Source organism: Pseudomonas sp. BNK-30, assembly GCF_047456185.1.
Taxonomy (GTDB): Bacteria; Pseudomonadota; Gammaproteobacteria; order Pseudomonadales; family Pseudomonadaceae; genus Aquipseudomonas; species Aquipseudomonas putida_E.
Genome location: NZ_CP179904.1, coordinates 5122809 through 5147371 on the forward strand (window position 1 = coordinate 5122809; position 24563 = coordinate 5147371).

Sequence of the window (24563 nt, forward strand, 5' to 3'; positions counted from 1 at the left end):
GACTGGCCTTATGGGCAGACGTCGTGAATTCTTGGATTACCGGAGTGTGACCCGGCGGCGTGTAGTTTTACTACATTTGCTTTCGCATTTCATGCTTTTGCACGGTCGGGGTAGTAGTAAAACTACACAAATGCGACGTTTGGTCGCACCTTGGCTTGTGAGGAAAAACGTTCATGTTGGTTGGCGTTGTGCTGCGAGCGGGTGATTCTTGATGTTTCATGCCAATGATTCGTTTTTTTCAGCTATTTCCAACTTTTGTACGACAGTCCAACCGGGGTCCGGTTTCCTCGTGGCCGCTTTTTACTCTCACTTTCACGCCGATCAAGGATAGACCATGCGCCTGCCTTTGCCGCTCGAACTGCCTGCCTCCCTGCAACCGCTGGTCGCCCGTAATCGGCAGTTTCTGCTCGATGCCCTGAGCAGCCACCCGGCACTCGATCCGACCGCCTGGAGCCCGGCTCACCAGCACCAGTTCGACCAGGTGGCCGCCGCCAGCGACTTCGTGCTCGGCCTGGCCCAGCGTGAGCCGGCGATGCTGTTTGCCCTGCTGGCCAGCGGCGAGATGGACCGCCGGTATGCGCCGGGCGAGCTGCGTGGGCAGATCGCGGCAGCGGCCCAGGCGGCGTCGAGTGAAGAAGAGCTGGCACGCAACCTGCGCCGCGAGCGCAACCGCCAGCAGTTGCGCATCATCTGGCGTGATATCACCCGCCAGGCCGAACTGGGCGAGACCTGTCGCGACCTGTCCGACCTTGCTGACGCGGCGATCGACGAAGCTTATCAATGGCTGTACCCGCGCCACTGCCAGCAGTTCGGTACGCCTATCGGCAACCGCAGCGGTGAACCGCAGCATATGGTGGTGCTGGGCATGGGCAAGCTGGGGGCGGTCGAGCTCAACCTGTCATCGGATATCGACCTGATCTTCGCCTTCCCTGAAGGCGGTGAGACCGAAGGGGTCAAGCGCTCGCTGGACAATCAGGAGTTCTTCACCCGCCTGGGTCAGCGCCTGATCAAGGCGCTCGACCCGGTCACCGTCGATGGCTTCGTGTTCCGCGTCGACATGCGCCTGCGCCCCTACGGCTCGGCCGGTTCGCTGGTGCTCAGCTTCAATGCCCTGGAGCAGTACTACCAGGACCAAGGCCGCGACTGGGAACGCTACGCGATGATCAAGGCGCGGGTGGTGGCCGGCGACCAGGCGGCAGGCGCGCAACTGCAGGAGATGCTGCGCCCGTTCGTGTACCGGCGTTACCTGGACTTCTCGGCGATCGAAGCGCTGCGTACCATGAAGCAGCTGATCCAGCAGGAGGTGCGGCGCAAGGGCATGTCCGAGAACATCAAGCTTGGCGCCGGTGGTATTCGTGAAGTGGAGTTCATCGCCCAGGCCTTCCAGCTGATCCATGGCGGGCGTGACCTGAGCCTGCAGCAGCGGCCATTGCTGAAAGTGCTGGCGACCCTGGAGGGCCAAGGCTACCTGCCGCCGGCGGTGGTGGCGGAGCTGCGTGAAGGGTATGAGTTCCTGCGCTATACCGAGCATGCCATCCAGGCCATTGCCGACCGCCAGACACAGATGCTGCCTGATGACGAGACCGACCGTGAGCGCGTGGCCTATATGCTCGGCTTTAGCGGCTGGCAGAGCTTCCACGACCAGTTGATGCACTGGCGCGGCCGTGTCGATTGGCACTTCCGCCAGGTCATCGCCGACCCGGATGAAGATGAGGGCGAGGGTGACCTGGTGGTTGGCGGCGAGTGGTCGCCCTTGTGGGAGCAGGCGCAGGATGAGGAAGCCGCCGGCCGCCAGCTGGAAGAGGCCGGTTTCAAGCAACCCGCCGAAGCCTTGCGCAGATTGGCGGGGCTGCGTGCCAGCCCCCAGTTGCGCTCGATGCAGCGTATCGGCCGTGAGCGCCTGGATGCCTTCATCCCACGCCTGCTGGCCCAGGCGGTGGAACATGACAACCCGGACCTGGTGCTGGAACGTGTACTGCCGCTGGTCGAAGCTGTGGCGCGGCGGTCGGCCTACCTGGTGCTGCTGACTGAAAACCCGGGGGCCTTGCGCCGCCTGCTGACCCTGTGTGCCGCCAGCCCGTGGATCGCCGAGCAGATCGCCCGTTACCCATTGCTGCTCGATGAGTTGCTCAATGAAGGCCGCCTGTTCAGCCCGCCGCTGGCGCCGGAGCTGGCCGCCGAGCTGCGCGAGCGGCTGACGCGCATCCCCGAGGACGATCTTGAACAACAGATGGAGGCCTTGCGCCACTTCAAGCTGGCCCACAGCCTGCGCGTGGCAGCCTCCGAAATCAGCGGCAACCTGCCGTTGATGAAAGTCAGTGATTACCTGACCTGGCTGGCCGAAGCCATTCTCGACCAGGTGCTGGCCCTGGCCTGGCGCCAGACCGTGGCGCGCCACGGCCAGCCCAAGCGCAGCGACGGCAGCCTGTGCGACCCGGGCTTCATCATCCTCGGCTACGGCAAGGTGGGTGGCCTGGAACTGGGCCATGGCTCGGACCTGGACCTGGTGTTCATCCACGACGGCGACCCGCAGGCGGAAACCGATGGCGCCAAGCCGATCGACAGCGCGCAGTTCTTCACGCGCCTGGGCCAGCGCATCATCCATTTGCTGACCACGCAAACCAACTCCGGCCAGCTTTATGACGTCGACATGCGCCTGCGGCCATCGGGCGCGGCGGGGCTGCTGGTCAGCTCGCTGGGCGCGTTCGAGCGCTACCAGCAGAACGAAGCCTGGACCTGGGAGCATCAGGCCCTGGTGCGCGCCCGCGTGCTGGTGGGCTGCAAGCAGGTGGCGACAGCGTTCGAGGGTGTGCGCGCCAAGGTTCTGGGCCAGGCCCGTGACCTGGACAAGCTGCGCAGCGAGGTCAGCGAAATGCGCGCCAAGATGCGTGACAACCTCGGCACCAAGGCCACCGCCGCGGGCACTGCGGCCAATGCCTTCGATGCAGGCGTGGCGTTCGATATCAAGCAGGATGCCGGCGGTATCGTCGATATCGAATTTATGGTGCAATACGCCGCTTTGGCCTGGTCCCACGACCATCCGGCCATACTGCGCTGGACCGATAACATTCGCATTCTGGAAGAGCTGGAGCAGGCGGGCTTGATGCCGGCCAGCGATGCGGTGTTGTTGCGTGAAGTGTACAAGGCGTTTCGCTCAGCCTCGCACCGCCAGGCCCTGCAGAAGCAGGCCGGGGTGATCGATGCGGCGCAGTTTGCCGATGAGCGTCGCGAGGTGCGGCGGATCTGGGGTGAATTGGGATTGGCATGAGATTGTTGGGGCCGCTTTGCGGCCCTTTCGCGGCGCAAGGCCGCTCCACAGGGGCCTAAAGGCCGATGTTCCACCACCGGTGTTACACTGTCCGCCACATAGCCTGAATATAAAGAGGGGAGGCCAGGCTGTACCGCAGCCTGCAGCCTCCCCGAGTTTTTCTGGACTAAGCATGAGAATACTGATCATTGGCCCCAGCTGGGTCGGCGACATGGTGATGGCGCAAACCTTGTTCCAGTGCCTGAAACAGCAGCACCCCGACTGCGTGATCGATGTGCTGGCACCCGAGTGGAGCCGGCCGATCCTTGAGCGCATGCCCCAAGTGCGTCAGGCCTTGAGCTTCCCGCTCGGCCATGGCGCGCTGGAGCTGGCTACGCGCCGGCGCATCGGCAAGTCCCTGGCCGGCCAGTACGACCAGGCGATCCTGCTGCCCAACTCGCTGAAGTCGGCGCTGGTGCCGTTCTTTGCCGGCATTCCCAAACGCACCGGCTGGCGTGGCGAAATGCGCTTCGGCCTGCTCAACGATGTGCGCAAGCTGGACAAGGTACGTTACCCGCTGATGGTCGAGCGCTTCATGGCACTGGCCTATGCGCCGGGTGCCGAGCTGCCGCAGCCTTATCCGCGGCCTGAGCTGCAGATCCAGGCGCCGAGCCGTGAGGCCGCGCTGGCCAAGTTCGGCCTGGAGCTGGACCGCCCGGTGCTTGCGCTGTGCCCAGGTGCCGAGTTCGGTGAAGCCAAGCGCTGGCCGGCAGAGCACTACGCCAGCGTTGCCGACGCCATGATTCGCCAGGGCTGGCAGGTGTGGCTGTTCGGCTCGAAGAACGATCACCCGGTCGGCGAGCAGATCCGCGACCGGCTGATCCCGGGTCTGCGTGAAGAATCTTATAACCTGGCGGGCGAAACCTCGTTGGCCGAGGCGATCGACCTCATGTCCTGTGCCAACGCGGTGGTGTCCAACGACTCCGGGCTGATGCACGTGGCGGCGGCGTTGAACCGCCCGCTGGTTGCCGTCTATGGTTCGACTTCGCCGGGCTTTACCCCGCCGTTGGCCGAGCAGGTCGAGATCGTGCGCACCGGCATCGAGTGCAGCCCATGCTTCGACCGCACCTGCCGCTTCGGCCACTACAACTGCCTGCGTCTGCTGGAGCCTGGCAAAGTCATCGCCGCCCTGCACAGCCTGGGTGGGCCGAACCTGATCGATACCGTGGCCGAGGTCGAGTAAGTGCGGGTACTGATCATCAAGACCTCGTCGCTGGGTGATGTGATCCACACCCTGCCGGCGCTCACCGATGCCGCCCATGCGATCCCGGGCATCCGCTTCGACTGGGTGGTGGAAGAAGGCTTCGCCGAGATCCCCAGCTGGCACCCGGCGGTCGACCAGGTGATACCGGTGGCCATTCGGCGCTGGCGCAAGAATGTCTGGCAGACCATCAAGAGCGGCGAGTGGAAGGCGTTCAAGCAACGCGTGCGCGAGCGCAAGTACGACCTGGTGATCGATGCCCAGGGGTTGGTCAAGTCGGCCTGGCTGACCCGCTACGTCAAGGCGCCGGTGGCCGGCCTGGACCGTTACTCGGCGCGTGAAGGCTTGGCCAGCCGCTTCTATGACCGGCGCCTTTCGGTCGCCGTCGGCCAGCATGCGGTAGAGCGCGTGCGCCAGCTGTTCGCCATGGCGCTGGCCTATGACCTGCCCGAAGGCATCGGCAACTACGGCCTGGACCTGGACCGCCTGCAACTGCCCCCGGCGGCGCCGTATGTGGTGTTTCTGCACGGCACTACCTGGGCGACCAAGCACTGGCCCGAGGCCTACTGGCGAGAGCTGGCTGAGCGGCTGGGCCGCAGCAGGCTGCAGGTATGCCTGCCATGGGGCAACCAGGCCGAGAAAGACCGCGCCGAGCGTATAGCCCAAGGCTTGAACAACTGCCAGGTGCTCCCCAGATTGAACCTTGCCGGCGTTGCCCGCGTGCTGGCGGCGGCAAAGGCCTGTGTGGCGGTGGACACTGGGCTGGGCCACTTGGCCGCTGCGCTGGATGTGCCGACCATTTCGTTGTTCGGCCCGACCAACCCGGGCCTGACTGGCGCCTATGGCCGTGTGCAGGTCCACCAGGCCAGCGATTTTCCCTGTGCACCGTGCCTGCAGAAAAAGTGCACCTACAAACCGAGCGCCGACGACCTGCGCCGGTTCGATCTCAAACGCGAGTGGCCATTGTGCTTCACTCGCCTGAATCCAGAGCATGTGGCGAGCCGCTTGAGCGCGTTGCTGCTGGCTGAGGATGTCCGTTGATGCAACTGGCTTTCGTGCTTTACAAATATTTCCCCTTCGGCGGGCTGCAGCGCGATTTCATGCGCATTGCCCTGGAATGCCAGAAGCGGGGCCACCAGATCCGTGTCTACACGCTGATCTGGGAAGGCGATATTCCGCCCGGTTTCGAAGTGCTGGTGGCGCCGGTCAAAGCGCTGTTCAATCACCGTCGCAACGAAAAACTCACTGCCTGGATGGAAGCCGATCTGGCCAAGCGCCCGGTAGACCGGTTGATCGGCTTCAACAAGATGCCGGGCCTGGACGTGTATTACGCGGCCGACGCCTGTTTCGAGGACAAGGCCCAGACCTTGCGTGGCGGCCTTTACCGCCGCTGGGGCCGCTACCGGCACTTTGCCGAGTACGAGCGGGCTGTGTTCGCCAAGGATGCGCGCACTGAGATATTGATGATTTCAGAGGTGCAGCAACCGCTGTTCGTCAAGCATTACGGCACCCCCGTTGAACGCTTCCACCTGTTGCCGCCCGGCATTTCCCAGGACCGCCGCGCACCGGCCAATGCCGCCGAGATCCGCGCGGAGTTTCGCAAGGAGTTCAACCTGGGCGATGATGACCTGCTGCTGGTACAGATCGGCTCGGGCTTCAAGACCAAGGGCGTCGACCGTAGCCTCAAGGCCCTGGCCGCGCTGCCAGCGTCTCTGCGCAAGCGCACCCGGCTGATGGTCATCGGCCAGGACGACCCCAAGGTGTTCCAGCTGCAGAGCGCAGCCTTGGGCCTGGGCGAACAGGTGCAGTTCCTCAAGGGCCGCAGTGATATCCCGCGCTTCCTGTTGGGTGCCGACCTGCTGATCCACCCGGCCTACAACGAGAACACCGGTACGGTGTTGCTCGAGGCGCTGGTGGCTGGCTTGCCGGTGCTGGTTTCCAAAGTTTGCGGCTACGCCCATTACATTGCCGAGGCCGACAGCGGCCTGGTGCTGGACGAGCCGTTCGAGCAGGAACAGCTCAACGGCTACCTGCAGCGCATGCTCGAAGCGCCAGAGGCGCGTGCCGAGTGGTCGCGCAACGGGCTGGCCTTTGCCGAAACCGCCGACCTTTACAGCATGCCGCAGCACGCTGCCGACGTGATTCTGGGGCAGGAGAGCGCATGAAGCTGATCCTGGCCGAACCGTTCAAGCGCCTGTGGGCCGGGCGTGATGCCTTTGATGCCGTGGAAGCCCTGCAAGGCGAGGTGTACCGAGAGCTGGAAGGCCGCCGCACGCTGCGCACCGAGGTCGATGGCGAAGGTTTCTTCGTCAAGATCCACCGTGGCATCGGCTGGGGCGAAATCTTCAAGAACCTGCTCACCGCCAAGCTTCCGGTGCTGGGTGCCGGGCAGGAATGGCGGGCCATCGAGCGCCTGCATGAAGTCGGCGTGCCGACCATGACTGCAGTGGCCTATGGCGAGCGTGGCAGCAACCCGGCCAAGCAGCACTCGTTCATCGTCACCGAAGAACTGGCGCCGACCATCAGCCTGGAAGACTTCAGCATTGACTGGGTCAAGCAGCCGCCTGAGCCGGCGCTCAAGCGCGCGCTGATCGCCGAAGTGGCGAAGATGACCGGCGGCATGCACCGCGCCGGGGTCAACCACCGTGACTGTTACATCTGCCACTTTCTGCTGCACACCGACCGCCCGGTGACGGCGCAAGACTTCAAATTGTCGGTAATCGACCTGCACCGCGCCCAGACCCGGGCGACAATCAGCCGCCGCTGGCGGGACAAGGACCTGGCCGCGCTGTACTTCTCGGCGCTGGATATCGGCTTGACCCGGCGCGACAAGCTGCGTTTCCTGCGCGGTTACTTCCAACGCCCGCTGCGTCAGATCCTCAGCGAGGAGGCCGCGCTGCTGGCCTGGCTCGATCGCAAGGCGCAGAAACTCTACGATCGCAAACAACGCTATGGGGACGCACTCTGATGGCGGGCTGGACACTGGCGCCAGGCTACGAACACCTGGCGGCGGACTTCGGCAGCCTTGATGCGGTGTTTGCCCTGCAGGGTGAACGCCTGACCCGTGACCCGCTCAGCGAGGTGGTCCGCGTCGAGCGTGGCGGGGTCAACTATTACGTCAAGCGGTACACCGGTGCCGGCAAGCACATGCGCCGTTACCTGGGCCGGCCGCGCATCAAGGCCGAATGGCAGAACCTCAAGCAGTTCGCCAAATGGGACATCCCGACCGCTGAAGTTGTGGCCTGGGGCCTGGAGCGCAATGGCCTGGCATTTGGCCGCGGCGCGATGATCACCCGCGAGCTACCGCGCACCGAAGACCTGTCGGTGCTGGCTGAGCGCAATGATCCGCGCCTGGCTGATCGTGCCTGGGTCGACCACATCAGCCGACAGCTGGCGCGCCATACCCGCGTCATGCACGAACACCGTTTCGCCCACAACGACCTCAAGTGGCGCAACCTGTTGGTCGATGACCAGGGCACGCTATTCTTCATCGACTGCCCGACCGGTGACTTCTGGCGCGGCTTCATGTGGCGCCACCGGCTGATCAAGGACCTGGCATGCCTGGACAAGGTCGCCAAATACCACCTGACGGCGACCCAGCGCCTGCGCTTCTATTTACAGTACCGCGGGCGCCAGCGCCTGAATGCGCGCGACAAGCGCCGGGTCCGTCAGGTACTGAGCTTCTTCGAGGGAAGGGAATGACCGATTACCTGGCCAGCGCGGACCTCGCGCTGCTCAAACGCCATGGCCTGAATGACTTCGAAGCGCTGTGGGCGCTGCAACTCGATGCCGTGGACGAACCCAATACCGGCCGTGGCGGCTGGAGCAGCGTCTATCGCCTGGAGCTCGAGGGCAAAGGGTATTACCTCAAGCGCCAGAGCGACTACCTGACCCGCACCTTGCATCGCCCATTTGGCGAGCCGACCTTCGCCCGTGAGTTCCGCAACATCAGCCGTTACCAGAAGCTGCATATCCCGGCCCTGCAGGCGGTGTTCTACGGTGAGCGCAAGCACGCAGGCCAGCATCGGGCGATACTGCTGACACGTGCCCTGGATGACTGGAGCGACCTGGAAAGCCTGCTGGGCCAGTGGCCGCAGCTCAGTGACCCCGAGCGCAACGGCATCCTCCAGGCCTGTGGCCAGCTGGCGCGCACCCTGCACTGCGCCGGCCAGGTGCACGGCTGCTTCTACCCCAAGCACATCTTCCTGCGCCAACGCCGCGAGGGCTGGGACGCGCAATTGATCGACCTGGAGAAGACCCGGCCGCTGTTGTTCGGCATGCGTGACCGCCTGAAGGATCTGGAGCCGCTGCTGCGCCGTGCCCGCGCCTGGAACGAGGTGAACGTGCGCGCGCTGCTTGCCACCTATCTTGCCCAGCCGGCCGACAGCGTGCTGGTTGGCACCTGGTTGCAACGCCTGACGCAACGCCGTCGTGAAAAAGAGGCCCGCTGATGCGTTTGTCTGAATTGAAAGATGCCGGGCGCAGCCCTTTACTGCCGCTCTCGGTCAGCTTGGCCGACGCCGCTGGCGACGCCGAACTGCAGTTGCTCAGCCTGCTGCGCGTATTGCCGGGCCAGCGCTATGTCGGTGCCGGTGTATGGCGAGGTACGCCGGTGTTGGCCAAGTTGCTGGTAGGCGGCAATGCTGCGCGCCATTTTCAGCGTGAGCTGGAGGGTGTGAAGTTGCTGGCCGAACAGGGCCTGACAACGCCAAAGCTGCTTGCCGACGGGCTCAAGGAAGGTGAGGGTGGCTGGCTGCTGTTCGAGTTCCTCGACGGCGCCGAAAGCCTGGCCGATGCCTGGGACAAGGTGGCGAACCTGCCGGTGCTGGCCGACGAACAGCACCTGGTGCTGGGCGAAGCCCTGACCGCAGTGGCGCAGATGCACGCCAAGGGCCTCTGGCAGGAAGATTTGCACCTGGACAACCTGTTGCGCCACGGCGGCAAGCTGTACCTGATCGATGGCGCCGGCATCAAGGCCGAAACGCCGGGCCAGCAACTGTCGCGCCCGCGTGTGCTGGAAAACCTCGGGGTGTTCTTCGCTCAGTTGCCCAAGCGCCTGGAGCCATTCATCGAAGAGCTGCTGGTGCATTACCTGTTGGCCAATGCCGAGCACGCGTTGCCGATGGAAGCGTTGCAGAAACAGGTGGACAAGGTGCGCACCTGGCGCCTCAAGGATTACCTGGAGAAGGCCGGCCGCGAGTGCACGCTGTTCAGCGTCGAGCGCAGCCTTTCGGGCTTGCGGGCGATTCGCCGTGGCGAAGTCCAGGCCATGCTGCCGGTACTGGAACAGGCCGATACGCTGATCGACCAGGGCCACCTGTACAAGACAGGGGGCGCGGCCAGCGTGGCGCGTGTCGAGGTGGGTGGGCGCTCACTGGTACTCAAGCGCTACAACATCAAGAACACCGCGCACTGGTTCAAGCGGTTCTGGCGCCCGAGCCGGGCCTGGCACTCCTGGATTGAAGGCCACCGCCTGGAGTTCCTGGGCATCGCCACGCCGCGCCCGTTGGCGGTGCTGGAGCAGCGCGTCATGGGCCTGCGCAGCCGGGCGTACCTGGTCACTGAACATGTCGATGGCCCGGACCTGACCGCGTGCTTCGCGCCTTATGTGGAAAGCGGCGAGGTGCCTGAAGAGCAAGTCGATGCCTTGGTGGAGCTGATGCAGCAACTGATCCGCGAGCGTATCAGCCATGGCGACTTCAAGGGCCACAACCTGTTCTGGCACGACGGCCAATGGTCATTGATCGACCTCGACGCCATGTGCCAGCACGCCACCGGGCTCAGCTTTGCCCCGGCCTACGCCCGTGATCGGGCGCGGCTGCTGCGCAACTGGCCGAGCAGCAGTGCCTTGCATCAGCGGCTCGACCGGTTGTTGCCACGGCTCGGCGAGTAGTCATCCGGCAGCGCCAGCCAATCGCTGCTGCGCCCTGCCTGGCGCACGCGGATGCGCCACTGCCGGTCTTGCCAGCGCAGGATCGCCCACGGCACCACGCCGGCTTCCCGGGCGTGCGGAATCAACAGGTGGTAGCGCCCGGCGAGCAGGTGCGCGCGAACTGGCAGTTGCCCGGCAGGGGTTTGCAGATAAAGCTGGTCGTCTGCCCGACACAGCCCTGCCAGCGTGCCCACCGCCTCACCCGCCAACGGCGGCTGCAGGCGGCAGCTGGCCAACAACTGCGGCAGATCGGGCAAGCCGTCGTACCACAGCACCGGTGAGTCGATGACCCAGTTGCCATTGGCCAGGCGTTTGACCGGCTGCTGCAGGTAAGCGTCCGGTTGGGTCGGGTCGATGACCCGCCAACGGTGGCCGTCGAATGCGACCTTGTAATACCGGCCGTGGGCGTCCTGGATGAAATACTGAGTCAGCCCTTCGAACGTTGATGCTTTCTCGAACACGCCTTCGCCGTGTACACCGTCAATGGCGTAGCGCAGGTGTTCTAGCGCAGGCGTGATGCTGTAGCGCGAGGGCAGTGGCAACGGTGGTTGCGTTGGCATGCCACGCATTATCCGGCGCATCAGGCCGGTGCTGACGACGCTGGTACCGGCGTCGTTGGCATAGCTCAGGGCGTTGTAGGTATGGGTCAGCACGCCGTTGATATCATCCTCGCTGAAGGCTTCCAGACCATCCCAGGTTTCGATCACCATTCGTCCCAGGGCCAGGGGAACCTGTACAGGGGCAGGCAGCCCCAGGCTGATCAGGTCGAGCAGGCGCCATACCAGATCGATGCCCTGCTGAAGATCTGCCTCCCCGGTGGTGCGGCTCTGGGCATCGACCACTGCCAACCAGCCTCGCACCTCTGCCATGTAGTAGGCGAAGAACAGCTCTTCCTCAATTGCCGGGGTGCGCAGTGCGGTGCCGAGCCGGCCCTTGCTGAGTAGTTTATCGATGCGTACAGGTGCCAGCAGGGGCAGGCGGCTCGCCACGTAGGCGCGCAGGGCGGGTTGTTTGCGCAGCAACCGCATCAGTTCGCGGGCATTGCTCAGCCCGCGCCAGGCGCGGCGGTCGGGTGCGTCCGGTGTGTACAGGATGAAAGCGCCTGTGCCGGAGCCTTCGGCATTGATCAGCAGAACGCCTTGCAGGGTATGGCCATGGATTGTCAATTGGCGCACGGTGATGCGCTGGTTGTCCACCGGCGGGCGGAGCGCGTTGTGCGGGTAGTCCAGTACCTGCCGTACCCAACGGTAGCCTTGTTCACCCAAGGCGCGAAGGTGCCCGGCATAACGCGCCTTGGCTGCCTCGGCGCGCATGCGGGCTCGGTTGATCAGGGCATGGGCATTGAGCCTCCAGCCCCCGACCGGGGAGTCGATCAACTGGGTTTTCAGGTAGGCATGATAGCTGCCGCCGACATTCAGGTGCCTGATCATCGCTTTGATGTAGGCCGGGTTCAGCGTTTCGGGTAATGGCTTGTCGTGACCGTGTGTTACACGGGCGGTGAGCCAATAGTCGTAGTCGAACCAGTTCAGGTTGCGCAATGCCAGCTCGTGCAGCGGGTAGCTCTCCCGGGTCAGCTCGACCAACTGCCCACCGACGCGCTCGAAACCTCGCCAGGTGACGTAGCTCGATGGGTTGAAGGGGTTCAGCTGCGGACCTGCCTGACGGCTGTGCACTACATGTACCATGATGTCGGCGGCTGCGTAGCGCAGGCCATGATCGTGGCGCAGGCGTTCCTCTACGCGCGCGCGGGCCCAGCCCTGCAAGCTGCGCTGCTCGCGGAACTGCGCCAGGGTGAGGATGCCTGGCGCGGCGATGCGATTGCCGGCGGCGACCAGTTGTTGCATGGTCTGCATGATGTGCGTAAGCGCCTGGGGCCCTGCCGTGCTCAACCAGTTGGGCAGGTTTTTTTCCAGCAGCAGGCCGTAGCGCGTGTCGAGCAACGCTTGTTTGCCGACTTCGGCTTCCAGTGACAGGGCATTGTGCAGCGCCTCGGCGGCGGGTGCCAGGGCGCCATGGGCGCTTGCCCAGGCGTGGTTGACACGCAGGCGCTGCGCTTCGATCAGGGTGTCGACCTGGGCTTGCACCGGGTCATCGGCATACCATTCGTAGCGCAGGCGGTCGGCCTTGGCGGCGTTCTCTATACGTTCGGCATCGACCAGCAGGCGCAGCAGTGGCGGGCCCTGCAGCGGGTCGTCGAGGCGCTCGCACAGCTCAAGGTGCAAGCCGGCCAGCGAGGCGTAGGCTTCGATGCCTTGGGTCAGGCCGCACAGCAACGCTGGCCCGCGGGCATGCTCCGGGGTGAGTTCGGCAGCCTCGTCGTTACCGGTGATGACCACGAACATGCCTGGCAGCACCGCTCGGCTGTGGGGCTGGCTACGGCTGAGGACCAGGCGGTACACCTGGGCACGTGTGGCCATCGCTTGGGGCCGGCGTTGCCAGGCGTTGGGCAGGTCCAGGCACAGGCTCAGGGCATCGGCCTGGGGGGCGGGCAAGGTCCGGTCGCCCTGGCGCAGGGTCAACTCGGCATGCATCAGGGCGCGGCGCAGATCGCACAGGCGGACCCTGCGCGAGCGGCCCTGGGGGTCGCAGGCTGCCCAGTATTCAGCCAGTTCGCCTTGTAGCTGCTGACGGGTGAGCCCCGGCCGGTCGGGGCTTGGCAATTGTGCCAGCAGGGCGATGATCTGTTGGTCGACGAATTCGATACGTTCCAGCGGTAGCATGTTGCGCTCCTTCGGTCAGGGAGGCGCAACGGTAGGGCCCAGGGCAAGGACCGAAGCGGTAGCCGGTTATCGCCGGCACAACCCGCGCAGGCTGAGGATGACGGGCACGCCCAGGCCCAGCCAGGCCAGGGCATCCCACGCACCGTCACCCAGCAAGGCGGCAAACAGGCCGGCGGCACCGAGCAGGCCGATGGCGGCCGGCCAGGTAAAGATGCGCAGGGTCGGTTGCGATTTGTGGCTCATGCCCGCGCCTCCCGGGGTTTGCGCTGTTTGCCCCACCATAGGTAAAGGCCACTGCCGAGCACGATGATGGTCAACACATCGAGCACTGCCCAGAGGATCTGCATCGGGCGCCCGCCGTAATCGCCAAAGTGCAGTGGCTGCGAGAGGCCCATGGCGTCCATGTACCAGGGGCGTTCGCCCACTGCCGTCACCTGCAGGCTGCGCGCATCGATCAGCACGGGCGTGAGCAGGTGCGATGTCAGGTGGGTGGCGCCTTTCATGAACACGGCGTAGTGGTGCTCGCTGGAGAACCGCGTGCCGGGGAAGGCGATGAAGTCCGGGCGCATGCCGGGTGCGGCCTGCTCGGCGATGTCCAGCAGGCGGCTGGCCGGTGCACGCTCGGTGAGTGGCGGGGCGTCACGGTAGGGCGCGACCATTGCGGCCAGGCTGTCGTTGCGCCAGGCGGCGATGACCAGGTCGGACAGGGCGCTGATGACCCCGGTTACACCGACGGTCAGCGCCCAGGCCAGTGTCACCACCCCGATCAGGTTGTGCAGGTCGAGCCAGCGCAGGCGGCGGGATTTTTCGTGGCGCACTGTGGCGAATTGCAGGCGGCGCATGAACGGTGCGTAGAGCACTGTGCCGGAGATGATCGCGATAACGAACAGCACACCCATGAACGCCAGCAGCAGCTTGCCGGGCAGCCCGGCGAACATGTCGACGTGCAGGCGCAGCATGATCATCATGAAACCGCCGTTGGCGGCCGGCATGGCGACGGCTTCGCCGGTGCGGGCGTCGAGCATGAAGGTGTGTGACGAATTGGGTTCGGTGCCGGCAGTGGCAGCGGTGATCGCCACCACGCCGTTGCGTTCGTCTTCGTCATAGCCGAAGTACTGCATCACCTCGCCGGGACGATGCTGCTCGGCCTTGAGCACCAGCTGTTGCAGGTCCAGGTGTGGGGTGCCTGCAGGCATCTCGCGCAGCTTTGGTGCGTCACCGAGCAGGTGTTCGATTTCGTGGTGGAAGATCAGCGGCAGGCCGGTGAGGGCCAGCAACAGCAGGAACAGGGTGCAGACCAGGCTGCTCCAGGTGTGAATCACGGACCAGCGGCGGATGGTTTGGCTTTTCATCACGGTACCGAAATTTCTCATGGGGGCCGCTTAGCGGCCCCTGGGTACTCAGAACTTGTAGCTGGCGCTGGCGACGACGCTGCGCTCGTCACCGTAGTAGCAGTAGAAACTGTCACAGGTGGAGATGTAGTCCTTGTTGAACACGTTGGTCGCGTTGACCGCTACCGATGCGCCCTTCAAGCTGGTGCTCAGGCGCCCCAGGTCGTAGTGCACGGAGGCATCGAACACGGTGTACGCATCGGCCTTGCCCAGCCAGGTGTTGCCCTGGTCGCCATAGGTATTTCCGGTGTAGCGCGCGCCGGCGCCGATGCCGAAGCCGTCGAGCACGCCGGTGTGCCAGGTGTAATCGGCCCACAGCGAGGCCTGCTGGTTAGGCATCAGCTGCAGGCGGTTACCTTTGTAGATGCCGTCCTGCACTTCGGATTTGGCCAAGGTGTAGGCCGCAGTCACCTTCAGGTTTTCGGTGACGTCGGAGACGGCTTCCAACTCCAGGCCACGAACCTTCACTTCGCCGGTCTGGCTAGTGACGGTCACACCGCCCTCGTTGTTGGTGACCGAGACGTTTTTCTGGGTCAGGTCATACACGGCTGCGGACAACAGGGTGTTGGAGCCCGGTGGCTGGTATTTGATGCCCAGCTCCCACTGCTTGCCTTCGGTCGGCTTGAAAGACTCCGTGGCGGATGCGGCAGCATTGCTGACCGGCTGGAACGACTCGGCATACGAAAGGTAAGGCACGAAGCCCGAGTCGAAGACGTAGCTGATGGCCGCGTTGCCGCTGAATTTCTTGTCTCTCTGGGTGTTGGTGGCATCGCCCTGGTTCAGGAACCTGGTGCTGGTATGCACCCAGTCTTCACGACCGCCCAGCGTCAGGCGCCAGTTGCCCAACGCCATCTGGTCCTGAACATACAGGCCGGTCTGGCGGGTTTTCTGGTTGTAGTCATAGAACGCCGTGGAGCGATCCGGGCGTGTGATTGGCAGCCCGTAGACCGGGTTGATGACGTTGCTGTCAGGCACGTTGAAGCCGAAGATCGACAGGTAGTTGGTGTTGACGCGTTGGTGGTCCAGGCCGATCAGCAGGGTGTGGCTGATGTCCCCAGTGGTGAAGTCAGCCTGAAAGTTGTTATCCACTGCGAATTGGCTGATGTCTTCATCGGTGTTGGTGGACATACGGCTGACGGTACCGTCGTCCTGCACCGGAGGATTGGTTGTGTTGTAGCTGCCAGGGGTGATGGTCTGAAAGGACAGGTCAGTCTTGGTATAGCGAAGGTTCTGGCGGAACTGCCACACATCGTTGATCCGGTGCTCGAAGGCGTAGCCCAGCGCGTAGTAGGTACGGTCGTAGAACTCGTAGTCCGGATCCCCCAGGTTCTTGTGGTGGGAGATCTTACCGAATGGCATGTCGATCTTGGTGCCCTGGATGGGGCGGAACTGGCTGGTAGCGCCTGTATCGTCGCGGGTGAACTGGGTCAGCAGGGTCAGTGACGTGTCGTCGTCGATGTTCCAGGTCAGGCTTGGGGCAATGTTGTAGCGTTTGTCGTCTATATGGTCGATCTGCGTTCCGCCATCGCGAATCACGCCACTGACGCCGTACAGGAACTGCCCTTGGTCATCGATTTTGCCGGTGCTGGCGAAGTTGATCTGGCGGTGGTTGTCGCTGCCGTACTGCACTTCGATTTCGTTAGCGCTTTCGGCCTGCGGACGGCGGCTGACCATGTCCAGCAGGCCGCCGGGTGGGGTCTGGCCATAGAGTGAGGATGCCGGGCCACGCAGTAATGCGAGGCGGTCCAGGTTCCAGGTTTCGGCTTTCGGGTTAGCGTAAACGCCACGGGGCAGCGGCAGGCCGTCGAGGAACTGAGTCGGTTCGAAGCCCCTCACGCGCATCCAGTCATAGCGCGTGTCGCTGCCGAAACTGGCCGAAACGATGCCGGGCATGTAGCGCACCGCATCATCCAGGCTGTGGACGCCGCGGTCGCTCATCTGCTGACGGGTGGCGACGGAGATCGACCGAGGAATTTCGACCAGCGCGGTATCTGTCTTGGTGCCCGCGGCGCTGCGTTTGGCCAGGTAGCCCTCAACCGGGCCCCAGGCGCTTTCGTACGATGCATTGGCATTGATCGCGGTCTCGGGCAACGCCAGAGTGCCATCAGGAACAGCCACCAGGCTGTAGCTGCCGACAGTGCTCTGCTGCAGCTGCAGGCCGGTACCGAGCAGGGCGGCCTGCAGGGCGCCGAGGCCGTCGTACTGGCCGTTTACCGGCGCCGAGTTTCGGCCGCTGACCAGTGCCGGGTCAATGGCCAGGGCGATGCCCGACTGGCTGGCGATCTGGTTCAGGGTGGTGGCCAGCGGGGCGCTGGGCAGGTCGTAGGCACGCTGTGCGGACTGCTCGGCGGCGAACAGGGCAGGGCTGGCCAACGGGGCAGCCAGGGCGATGGCCAAGGCCATCAGGCTGGGGCGCAGGATACGATCAACGGCACGGGACATGCAGCGGTTCCTCGACGGATAAGTGCTAATTGCTTCCTTGCCGAGCGAGATTTCAGAAGTGACAGGGGTATCTGGAAAAAAAGTGGAAATGGTTTGTATTTGTACGCAGCCAGCTTAGGCCTCATCGCCGGCAAGCCGGCCCCACGGGGGCGCTTTGGTGCTACTTGGGCACCACGCTCAACCACCACTGGGTATGTCGCTCGATCTTCACCGGCAACGCGGGGACCAGCGAAGCGAGGGCCAGGTCGGTATCGGTCAGCGGGAAGCTCCCCGTCACGCGCAGGTCGGCCACTTCATCGGCCACGCCCAGGTGGCCGCTACGGTATTGGCCCAGCTGCGCTACCAGGTCGGCCAGGCGGATGTTGTCCACCACCAGCATGCCGCGGGTCCAGGCATCCGCACCGGCTTGCACGGGTGCGATGCGGCCCAGGCCATTGGCGTTCATGAGCACCTGCTGACCCTCGCGCAGTACCTGCTCGTCGCCACTGTTGAGCGGCTGCGCTGCGACCGAGGACTGCAACACCTCCAGGCGGGTACCGTTATTTTCGCGACGCACCAGAAAGCGCGTGCCCAAGGGGCGCAGGCGGCCATCGTCGGTGCGCACCAGCAACGGGCGAGGGTCCTGGTGGCCGGTCTCCACCGAGATTTCACCCTGGTGCAGCACCAGTACACGCTGCTCGCCTTCGTAGTCGATGTCGACCGCGGTATGAGTGTTCAGGCTCAGCAGCGTGCCGTCCTCCAGGCGCAGGGTCCGCAGTTCGCCGGTGGCGGTGCGCTGATCGGCCAGCCAGTAGCTTGCCGATAGCGATGGCGCGCCAACCCAGGCCAACAGTGAGCCGAGCAGGAACATGCCAGCCAGGCCGCCGCCCACCTTGGCCACCCGCCGGCGCAACCCTGCGCGCGATTGCTGCAGGGCCTGGCGCGCGGGGCCGGCTGCGGCACTGACCCGCTGATCGAGGGTGCCCAACTGGCGCCAGGCGCGAGCGTGTTCCTCGCTGGCGGCATGCCAGCGCATGAACTCGCTGCGTTCGTCGGGCGTACCGGTACCGTCGTCCAGGCTCAGTTTCCAGGCGATGGCAGCTTCAAGGACCCCGGCAGAAACCGGTGAGTTGTTCACGTCGGCTCCCCATACAGGGCCACATAGCACTGGCGCATGCCTTGGGCGATGTACTGGCGCACCCGCGATACCGATACGCCCAGGCGCTCGGCGATTTCGGCGTGGCTCATGCCGTCCAGGCGATTGTGCAGGAACGCCGTGCGTGCCTTGCTCGACAGCTTGCCGAGCAGGCGGTCGATGGCCTTGAGGTCTTCGAGGATCAGGTGCTGGAGTTCCGGGGAGGGCTGCTCGGCTTCCGGCAAGCGGGCCAGTTCGGCCAGGTAGGCCTGCTCCAGGGCTGCGCGGCGAAAGTGGTCGAACATCAGCCCCTTGGCCACTGCGGCCAGGAAAGCGCGCGGCTCACGGGGGGTGTCCAGTTGTTCGCGCCCGAGCAGGCGCACGAAGGTGTCCTGGCTCAGGTCTTCGGCACGCTGGCGGCAGGCCATGCTGCGTTGCAGCCAGGCAAGCAGCCAGCTGCGATGGTCGCGGTACAGCGCACCGACCAGTTCGGCGTGTGGGCTCTGAGCAGAAGACAAGCAGTGTCCCCCCCGGAACGAATGCGTTAACTAACGATAATTATTCGCGATTGTTGCAGAGGCGGGGGGCGCGGCGCAATGGACGCTTATCGGGTTGCCACTGTCATGGTGGGCGCGGTGCCCGATATCACAGGTGCAGCCCCTTCAAAGGGTATGTTTCTAAAGCCCATGCCCCTGCACATTGCGCCGCCGCCACCCGCGCAAGCGCTGCTCCAGCTGCAATGGGCTGTCCAGCTGCTGGCGACGGGCCTGGCTGAACAGGATCAACGCCAGTTCAGCGGTGACTTGGGCATCAGCGCTGGCGTGGTGGCGCTCATCCACCTGCAGCCCGAAGCGCGCCACCCAGTCATCCAGCCCTGCTTCGCGCAGTACCGTGTCAGGGTTGAGCATGGGCGCCAGTTCAGCAACATCGAGGAAGGGCTGTTGCAGGCGATGCCCAAGGGTTTCTTTCAATGCCCGAGCCAGCATGCGCTGGTCGAACGGTGCATGGAACGCCAGCACCGGGCTGTCACCGATGAACTCGAGCAGGTCGAGCAACGCCTCGGCCGGGTCGCTGCCTGCGGCCAGGGCGCTCGGGCCCAGGCCATGGATGAGTACACTGGCGTTGGTTTTCTGGGCCGGGCGGTGCAGGGTACGCTCGAACTGCTGGGAGAAGTCGATGGCGCCGTCTTCGATGGCTACGGCACCGATCGACAGCACCTGGTCGCGGTTGGGGTTCAGGCCGCTGGTCTCAAGGTCCAGCACCACCCAGCGCTGCTCACGCAGCGAGCACACGCCCAGCGGTGCGGGTTTTGGCAGGCGCGACAGGCGTTGATGCAGTGCACCGTCCAGGGCCGGCGCGGCAGGGCGCAGCCAGGCGAACAGGCTCATAGCTGGTACCGCAGGGCCAGGCTGCTTTGCAGGCGCTGCGCCTGGCGCAGGGACTCACGCAGGATGCGCCGGTCCAGATGGTTGAGGCTGTCCGGATCGAGGCGGTTGGAGTACGGCTGATTGTCGCGGGTCTGGCGCTGGTGCTGCTGCATGCGCGTTTGCTGGATGAAATGGTAGGCCTCTTCGTAGGCCGCGCCGTCGAGCGCCTCGATAACGCCTTTGTCGACCAGCTGGCGCAGGCGCTCCAAGGTGTTGCAGGCGCCGATGCCATTGGCCAGGGCCAGCAGCCGCGCACCATCGACGAAGGGTGTCAGGCCCTGGACCTTGAGGTCCAGGGTAGCGGCCTTGTCGTTGCCTTGGCGGGTCAGGACGAATTCGCGCAGGCGGCCTACCGGAGGCCGCTGACGCAAGGCGTTATCGGCCATCATGCGCTGGAAAATGCGGTTCTCGGCTACTTGTTCCAGCATGCTTTGGCGCAGCTGTTCGCAACCCTGTTCGTCGCCCCAGACCACACGCAGGTCGAAATAGATGCTCGAGCCGAGCAGGTTCTCTGGGCTGGCTTCACGGATGAAGCCGGCGAAGCGCCGTGCCCATTCAGTGCGCGACAGGCACAGCTCGGGGTTGCCTGCCATGACGTTACCCTTGCACAGGGTGAAGCCGCATTGGGCCAGGCATTGGTTGATGTAGTGGGCCAGAGGTAGCAGGCGGGCGCGAATGGCTTCGGCTTCGCTGCTGTCAGCTGCCTCGAACAGGATGCCGTTGTCCTGGTCGGTATGCAGGGTCTGTTCACGGCGCCCTTCGCTGCCAAAGCACAGCCAGCTGAACGGCACCCCAGGGTCGCCGCGTTCGGCCAGAGCCAGTTCGATTACCCGGCAGACAGTGTGGTCGTTGAGCAGGGTGATGATCTGGGTAATCTGGGTCGAGGAGGCGCCGTGGGCGAGCATGCGCTCCACCAGCTGGCCGATCTCGCCACGCAGCGCCACCAGCGAGTCCAGGCGCGGTGCATGGCGGATGGTACGGGCCAGGTGCACGAGGTCGACCCGTTGCAGGGAAAACAGGTCGCGCTCCGAGACCACGCCGCACAGGCGCTGGTTGTCCACCAGGCAAACATGGGCAATGTGTCGCTCGGTCATGGCCATGGCCGCGTCGAAGGCGCTGGCCTGCGGGCTGAGGTAGAAGGGTTTGACGGTCATGTGCCGTTCGATGGCGGCACCGAGGTCGGCATCGACAGTAGCCACCACTTGGCGCAGGTCACGCAGGGTGAAGATGCCCACCGGGTAACGCTGCGCATCGACCACCACGATGCTGCCGACCTGCTGGTCGTGCATCGACCGCACGGCGTCGCGCAGCGGCGTGTCCGGGGTGCAGACCACCGGGTGACGCATGGCCAGTTCACCCAGCGGGGTGTTCAGTGAGTATTGGGTGCCGAGTGTTTCCACCGCTCGTTGGCGCACCTGCTGGTTGACCTGGTCAAGCAGGCTGCTGACACCGCGCAGCGCAAAATCCCGAAACACATCCGACAGGGAAAACACACGGATGAAGGCGGCTTTGTTCAATTGCAGGCAGAACGTGTCCTCGCCCGCCAGGTGCTCGGTGCGGGTAGCGCGCTCGCCGAGCAGGGCGGCCAGCGGGAAGCACTCGCCGCTGGTGATCTCGAAGGTGGTTTCCACGCCGGGCTTGACCAGGTGCTGGCGCTCACCGATCACGCGCCCCTGTTTGACGATGTAGAAGTGCTCCACCGGGCCGTCAGCGGGTTTGATGATGCTTTCCCCGCTGGCGTAGAAACGCAACTGGCACTGTTCCACCAGGAACGCCAGGTGGCTGTGTTCCATTTGGTTGAACGGCGGGAAACGCTGCAAAAACTGCAGGGTGCCCTGAATGTTCTGCAGAACGGCAGTTCTGCCCGCCTGGCTGTAGGCGTCGTTTTTGCTCATGACACTGACCGTATCGCTACGCCGAACTATATATATCTATATATAGGTGCGGCCTTGTTGTTCTCGGTCCCCATGGTCGGCTGACGGCCGTGCGGTGCCCATTGGACGTAAGTCTATGAGCGTAGTGTGATCAATATCGCAAGCTGCGGTCTTACCGGTGAGCAAGACTATTTGATGAGACGACCATGGTTGAGCATGACGACATCCTGAGTGACGCCGAACGTGAGGCACTGGCCGGGTTGAGTGCACCTGTTGCGCCCAGGCCGGTGGTATTGGTGGTTGATGACAACCCGGTGAACAGTGAGGCCCTGTGCCTTTACCTGAAGAGCAGGGGGATCGACTGCATGCAGGCCGATGGTGCTCAGGAGGCGATGTTCAAACTGCATTACGAACCGCGCATCGCCCTGATGATCACCGACCTGCGCATGCAGCCCAAGGATGGCCTGGAGCTTATCCGGCAGATTCGTGAGTCGGAACGGGCGGCGTTGTCGATCATCGTGGTGTCAGGCGACACCGATGTGAAGGAGGCGGTGGATGTGATGCACCTGGGGGTGGTGGATTTTTTGCTGAAGCCGGTGGATCTGGGGAAACTGCTGGGGTTGGTGAAGAAAGAATTGAAGCTTGAGTGAGCGGGATTGGGGCTGCTTTGCAGCCCTTTCGCGACACAAGGCCGCTCCTACAGGGGAATGCGATCCTCCTGTAACTGATGGAGCGGCCCCGGTGTCTTACAGCCCGTTACGCGCCTTGAACTCGCGGCGGCGACGGTGCAGTACCGGCTCGGTATAACCGTTCGGTTGCTTGGCACCCTCGATTACCAGTTCCACTGCAGCCTGGAATGCCACGTTGTCGTCGAAGTTCGGCGCCATCGGGCGGTACAGGGCGTCACCGGCGTTCTGCTTGTCGACCACGGCGGCCATGCGCTGGAGGCTTTCCAGCACCTGCTCCTGGGTAACCACGCCATGGCGCAGCCAGTTGGCCAGCAGCTGGGCCGAGATACGCAGGGTAGCGCGGTCTTCCATCAGGCCCACATCGTTGATGTCCGGCACTTTGGAGCAACCCACGCCCTGGTCGATCCAGCGAACCACATAGCCGAGGATGCCCTGGGCGTTGTTGTCCAGCTCGTTGCGGATCTCTTCGGCCGACCAGTTGGTGTCAGCTGCCAGCGGGATGGTCAGGATGTCGTCGACCGAGGCCGGGGCGCGGCTGGCCAGCTCGCGCTGACGCGCCTGCACGTCGACTTTATGGTAGTGCAGGGCGTGCAGGGTGGCGGCGGTCGGCGACGGTACCCAGGCGGTGTTGGCACCGGCCAGCGGGTGAGCGATCTTCTGCTCGAGCATGGCAGCCATCAGGTCCGGCATGGCCCACATGCCTTTGCCGATCTGCGCACGCCCTTGCAGGCCGGTGGCAAGGCCGACGTCGACGTTGTTGTTCTCGTAGGCACCGATCCACTTTTCGTTCTTCATGGCGCCCTTGCGCACCACGGCGCCGGCCTCCATCGAGGTGTGGATTTCGTCACCGGTACGGTCGAGGAAGCCAGTGTTGATGAACACCACACGCTCGGCTGCCGACTTGATGCAGGCCTTGAGGTTGACCGTGGTACGGCGCTCCTCGTCCATGATGCCGACCTTGACGGTGTTGCGCGGCATGCCCAGCAGGTCTTCGACGCGGCTGAAGATCTCGGCGGCGAACGCCACTTCTTCAGGGCCGTGCATCTTCGGTTTGACGATGTAGACGCTACCGGTACGGGTGTTCTTGCGGCTGGTGTTGCCGTTGAGGTTGTGCAGGGCGATCAGGTTGGTGAACAGCCCGTCCTGGATGCCTTCGGGAATCTCGTTGCCTTGGGCATCGAGAATAGCCGGGTTGGTCATCAGGTGGCCCACGTTGCGCACGAACAGCAGCGAACGACCGTGAAGGGTCACGGTGCCGCCATTGGGCGCTGCGTACTCGCGGTCCGGGTTCATGGTGCGGGTGAAAGTCTTGCCGCCTTTGCTGACGCTCTCGGCCAGGTCGCCTTTCATCAGGCCCAGCCAGTTGCGGTAGACGATGACCTTGTCGTCGGCATCGACGGCAGCGACCGAGTCTTCACAGTCCATGATGGTGGTCAGCGCCGATTCCATCAGGATGTCTTTGACACCGGCGGCGTCGGTGCTGCCGACCGGGGTGCTGGCATCGACCTGGATTTCGAAGTGCAGGCCATTGTGCTTGAGCAGCACGGCGGTTGGCGCGGCGGCATCGCCGTGGAAGCCGATCAGCTGGGCGTCGTCACGCAGGCCGCTGTTGCTGCCGCCCTTGAGGGCAACGACCAGCTTGCCGCCTTCGATGCGGTAAGCGGTGGAGTCGACGTGCGAGCCAGCGGCCAGCGGCGCGGCTTCGTCGAGGAAGGCGCGGGCGAAGGCGATGACCTTGTTGCCACGGACCTTGTTGTAGCCCTGGCCTTTTTCGGCGCCGCCTTCATCGCTGATGGCATCGGTGCCGTACAGTGCGTCGTACAGCGAGCCCCAGCGGGCGTTGGCGGCGTTCAGGGCAAAGCGGGCGTTCATCACCGGCACGACCAGCTGTGGGCCGGCCATGTGGGCGATCTCTTCGTCCACGTTCTGGGTGGTGGCCTGGAAATCGTCGGCTTGTGGCAGCAGATAGCCGATTTCCTGAAGGAAGCTTTTATAGGCGACGGCGTCGTGTGCCTGGCCTTTGCGTGCCTGGTGCCAGGCGTCGATCTTGGCTTGCAGCTCGTCGCGCTTGGCGAGCAGGGCTTTGTTCTTTGGGGCGAGGTCGTTGATGATCTTTTCTGCCCCGGCCCAGAACGCATCGGCCTTGACGCCGGTTCCAGGGATCGCTTCGTTGTTGACGAAGTCGTACAGGGCCTTGGCGACCTGAAGGCCACCGACTTGAACGTATCCAGTCATTGCTTGCCTCACCTTTGCTCAGCTATTTCGCTTTCGCTCTTCTGTATTAAGCCTGTAGCGCTTCTCTAAACACGGCACCAGTACATGCTCTCACCACTCACGAGAGCGGCTGGGTGCGGCTCGCCAGAAAGGCTGGCGGGCGGTTGGCGTATTTTCACAGGCGCCTTGGCAGACATCGTAACGACGTTTTGTAGTCCGCGCCGAGGCATACTACATGAAGCAGCAGGCCGG

General features: G+C 64.1%; 18 protein-coding genes. 9 read left to right on the forward strand and 9 right to left on the reverse strand.

Features of this window, described 5'->3' with window-relative positions:
• Positions 1-334 precede the first annotated feature (334 nt).
• From glnE to ACMGGN_RS23765, 8 genes are all read left to right on the forward strand, one after another.
• Complete coding sequence (glnE, locus tag ACMGGN_RS23730; RefSeq protein ID WP_115273071.1) at positions 335-3268, forward strand: bifunctional [glutamate--ammonia ligase]-adenylyl-L-tyrosine phosphorylase/[glutamate--ammonia-ligase] adenylyltransferase; 2934 nt, start codon at positions 335-337, stop codon at positions 3266-3268.
• Positions 3269-3440: 172 nt separating this feature from the next.
• Positions 3441-4490: a lipopolysaccharide heptosyltransferase II gene (gene waaF, locus ACMGGN_RS23735; protein WP_414156331.1), complete on the forward strand. Its 1050-nt coding sequence runs from the start codon at positions 3441-3443 to the stop codon at positions 4488-4490.
• Positions 4491-5549, forward strand: coding sequence for a lipopolysaccharide heptosyltransferase I (gene waaC, locus ACMGGN_RS23740; RefSeq protein ID WP_119687894.1), 1059 nt, complete (start codon positions 4491-4493; stop codon positions 5547-5549).
• A complete protein-coding gene (locus ACMGGN_RS23745; protein ID WP_115273068.1) occupies positions 5549-6673 on the forward strand; it encodes a glycosyltransferase family 4 protein in 1125 nt (374 codons plus the stop codon). The genes waaC and ACMGGN_RS23745 overlap by 1 nt, the downstream gene beginning before the upstream one ends.
• Positions 6670-7476 (forward strand): lipopolysaccharide core heptose(I) kinase RfaP, encoded by an 807-nt coding sequence (gene rfaP, locus ACMGGN_RS23750; RefSeq protein WP_237860739.1) that lies wholly within the window; start codon positions 6670-6672, stop codon positions 7474-7476. The genes ACMGGN_RS23745 and rfaP overlap by 4 nt, the downstream gene beginning before the upstream one ends.
• The gene (locus tag ACMGGN_RS23755; protein WP_046787532.1) at positions 7476-8210 is read left to right on the forward strand and encodes a lipopolysaccharide kinase InaA family protein; all 735 of its coding nucleotides are present in this window, start codon (positions 7476-7478) and stop codon (positions 8208-8210) included. The genes rfaP and ACMGGN_RS23755 overlap by 1 nt, the downstream gene beginning before the upstream one ends.
• On the forward strand, positions 8207-8959 hold the full coding sequence (locus tag ACMGGN_RS23760; protein ID WP_125924605.1) for a lipopolysaccharide kinase InaA family protein: 753 nt from the start codon (positions 8207-8209) through the stop codon (positions 8957-8959). Before ACMGGN_RS23755 ends, ACMGGN_RS23760 begins: the two co-directional genes overlap by 4 nt.
• Positions 8959-10401 carry a lipopolysaccharide kinase InaA family protein gene (locus ACMGGN_RS23765; RefSeq protein ID WP_115273064.1) on the forward strand — a complete coding sequence of 481 codons (1443 nt, stop codon included), beginning with the start codon at positions 8959-8961 and terminating at the stop codon, positions 10399-10401. The genes ACMGGN_RS23760 and ACMGGN_RS23765 overlap by 1 nt, the downstream gene beginning before the upstream one ends.
• On the opposite strand, the gene ACMGGN_RS23770 is transcribed toward ACMGGN_RS23765, so the two are convergent.
• The 8 genes from ACMGGN_RS23770 to ACMGGN_RS23805 form a co-directional block, all read right to left on the reverse strand.
• Positions 10362-13160, reverse strand: coding sequence for a dermonecrotic toxin domain-containing protein (locus ACMGGN_RS23770; protein ID WP_174141952.1), 2799 nt, complete (start codon positions 13158-13160; stop codon positions 10362-10364). The genes ACMGGN_RS23765 and ACMGGN_RS23770 overlap by 40 nt on opposite strands.
• A 66-nt stretch (positions 13161-13226) precedes the next feature.
• Positions 13227-13403: a hypothetical protein gene (locus ACMGGN_RS23775; protein ID WP_174141951.1), complete on the reverse strand. Its 177-nt coding sequence runs from the start codon at positions 13401-13403 to the stop codon at positions 13227-13229.
• Positions 13400-14512, reverse strand: coding sequence for a PepSY-associated TM helix domain-containing protein (locus ACMGGN_RS23780; protein ID WP_174141950.1), 1113 nt, complete (start codon positions 14510-14512; stop codon positions 13400-13402). The genes ACMGGN_RS23775 and ACMGGN_RS23780 overlap by 4 nt, the downstream gene beginning before the upstream one ends.
• Positions 14513-14560: 48 nt before the next feature.
• A complete protein-coding gene (locus ACMGGN_RS23785) occupies positions 14561-16993 on the reverse strand; it encodes a TonB-dependent siderophore receptor (RefSeq protein WP_119687888.1) in 2433 nt (810 codons plus the stop codon).
• Between the two features lie 160 nt (positions 16994-17153).
• Positions 17154-18110 (reverse strand): FecR domain-containing protein, encoded by a 957-nt coding sequence (locus ACMGGN_RS23790; protein WP_119687887.1) that lies wholly within the window; start codon positions 18108-18110, stop codon positions 17154-17156.
• A complete protein-coding gene (locus ACMGGN_RS23795) occupies positions 18107-18625 on the reverse strand; it encodes an RNA polymerase sigma factor (protein ID WP_115273059.1) in 519 nt (172 codons plus the stop codon). Before ACMGGN_RS23795 ends, ACMGGN_RS23790 begins: the two co-directional genes overlap by 4 nt.
• A gap of 159 nt (positions 18626-18784) precedes the next feature.
• The gene (locus ACMGGN_RS23800) at positions 18785-19495 is read right to left on the reverse strand and encodes a PolC-type DNA polymerase III (RefSeq protein WP_119687886.1); all 711 of its coding nucleotides are present in this window, start codon (positions 19493-19495) and stop codon (positions 18785-18787) included.
• A complete protein-coding gene (locus ACMGGN_RS23805; protein WP_204919093.1) occupies positions 19492-21429 on the reverse strand; it encodes a putative nucleotidyltransferase substrate binding domain-containing protein in 1938 nt (645 codons plus the stop codon). Before ACMGGN_RS23805 ends, ACMGGN_RS23800 begins: the two co-directional genes overlap by 4 nt.
• A gap of 185 nt (positions 21430-21614) precedes the next feature.
• Between ACMGGN_RS23805 and ACMGGN_RS23810 the strand changes: the two genes are divergently transcribed.
• Positions 21615-22058 carry a response regulator gene (locus ACMGGN_RS23810; RefSeq protein ID WP_012316605.1) on the forward strand — a complete coding sequence of 148 codons (444 nt, stop codon included), beginning with the start codon at positions 21615-21617 and terminating at the stop codon, positions 22056-22058.
• 96 nt (positions 22059-22154) lie between these two features.
• On the opposite strand, the gene ACMGGN_RS23815 is transcribed toward ACMGGN_RS23810, so the two are convergent.
• Entirely contained in the window at positions 22155-24332 is a 2178-nt protein-coding gene (locus tag ACMGGN_RS23815; protein WP_115273057.1) for a malate synthase G, read from the reverse strand.
• Positions 24333-24563 lie beyond the last annotated feature (231 nt).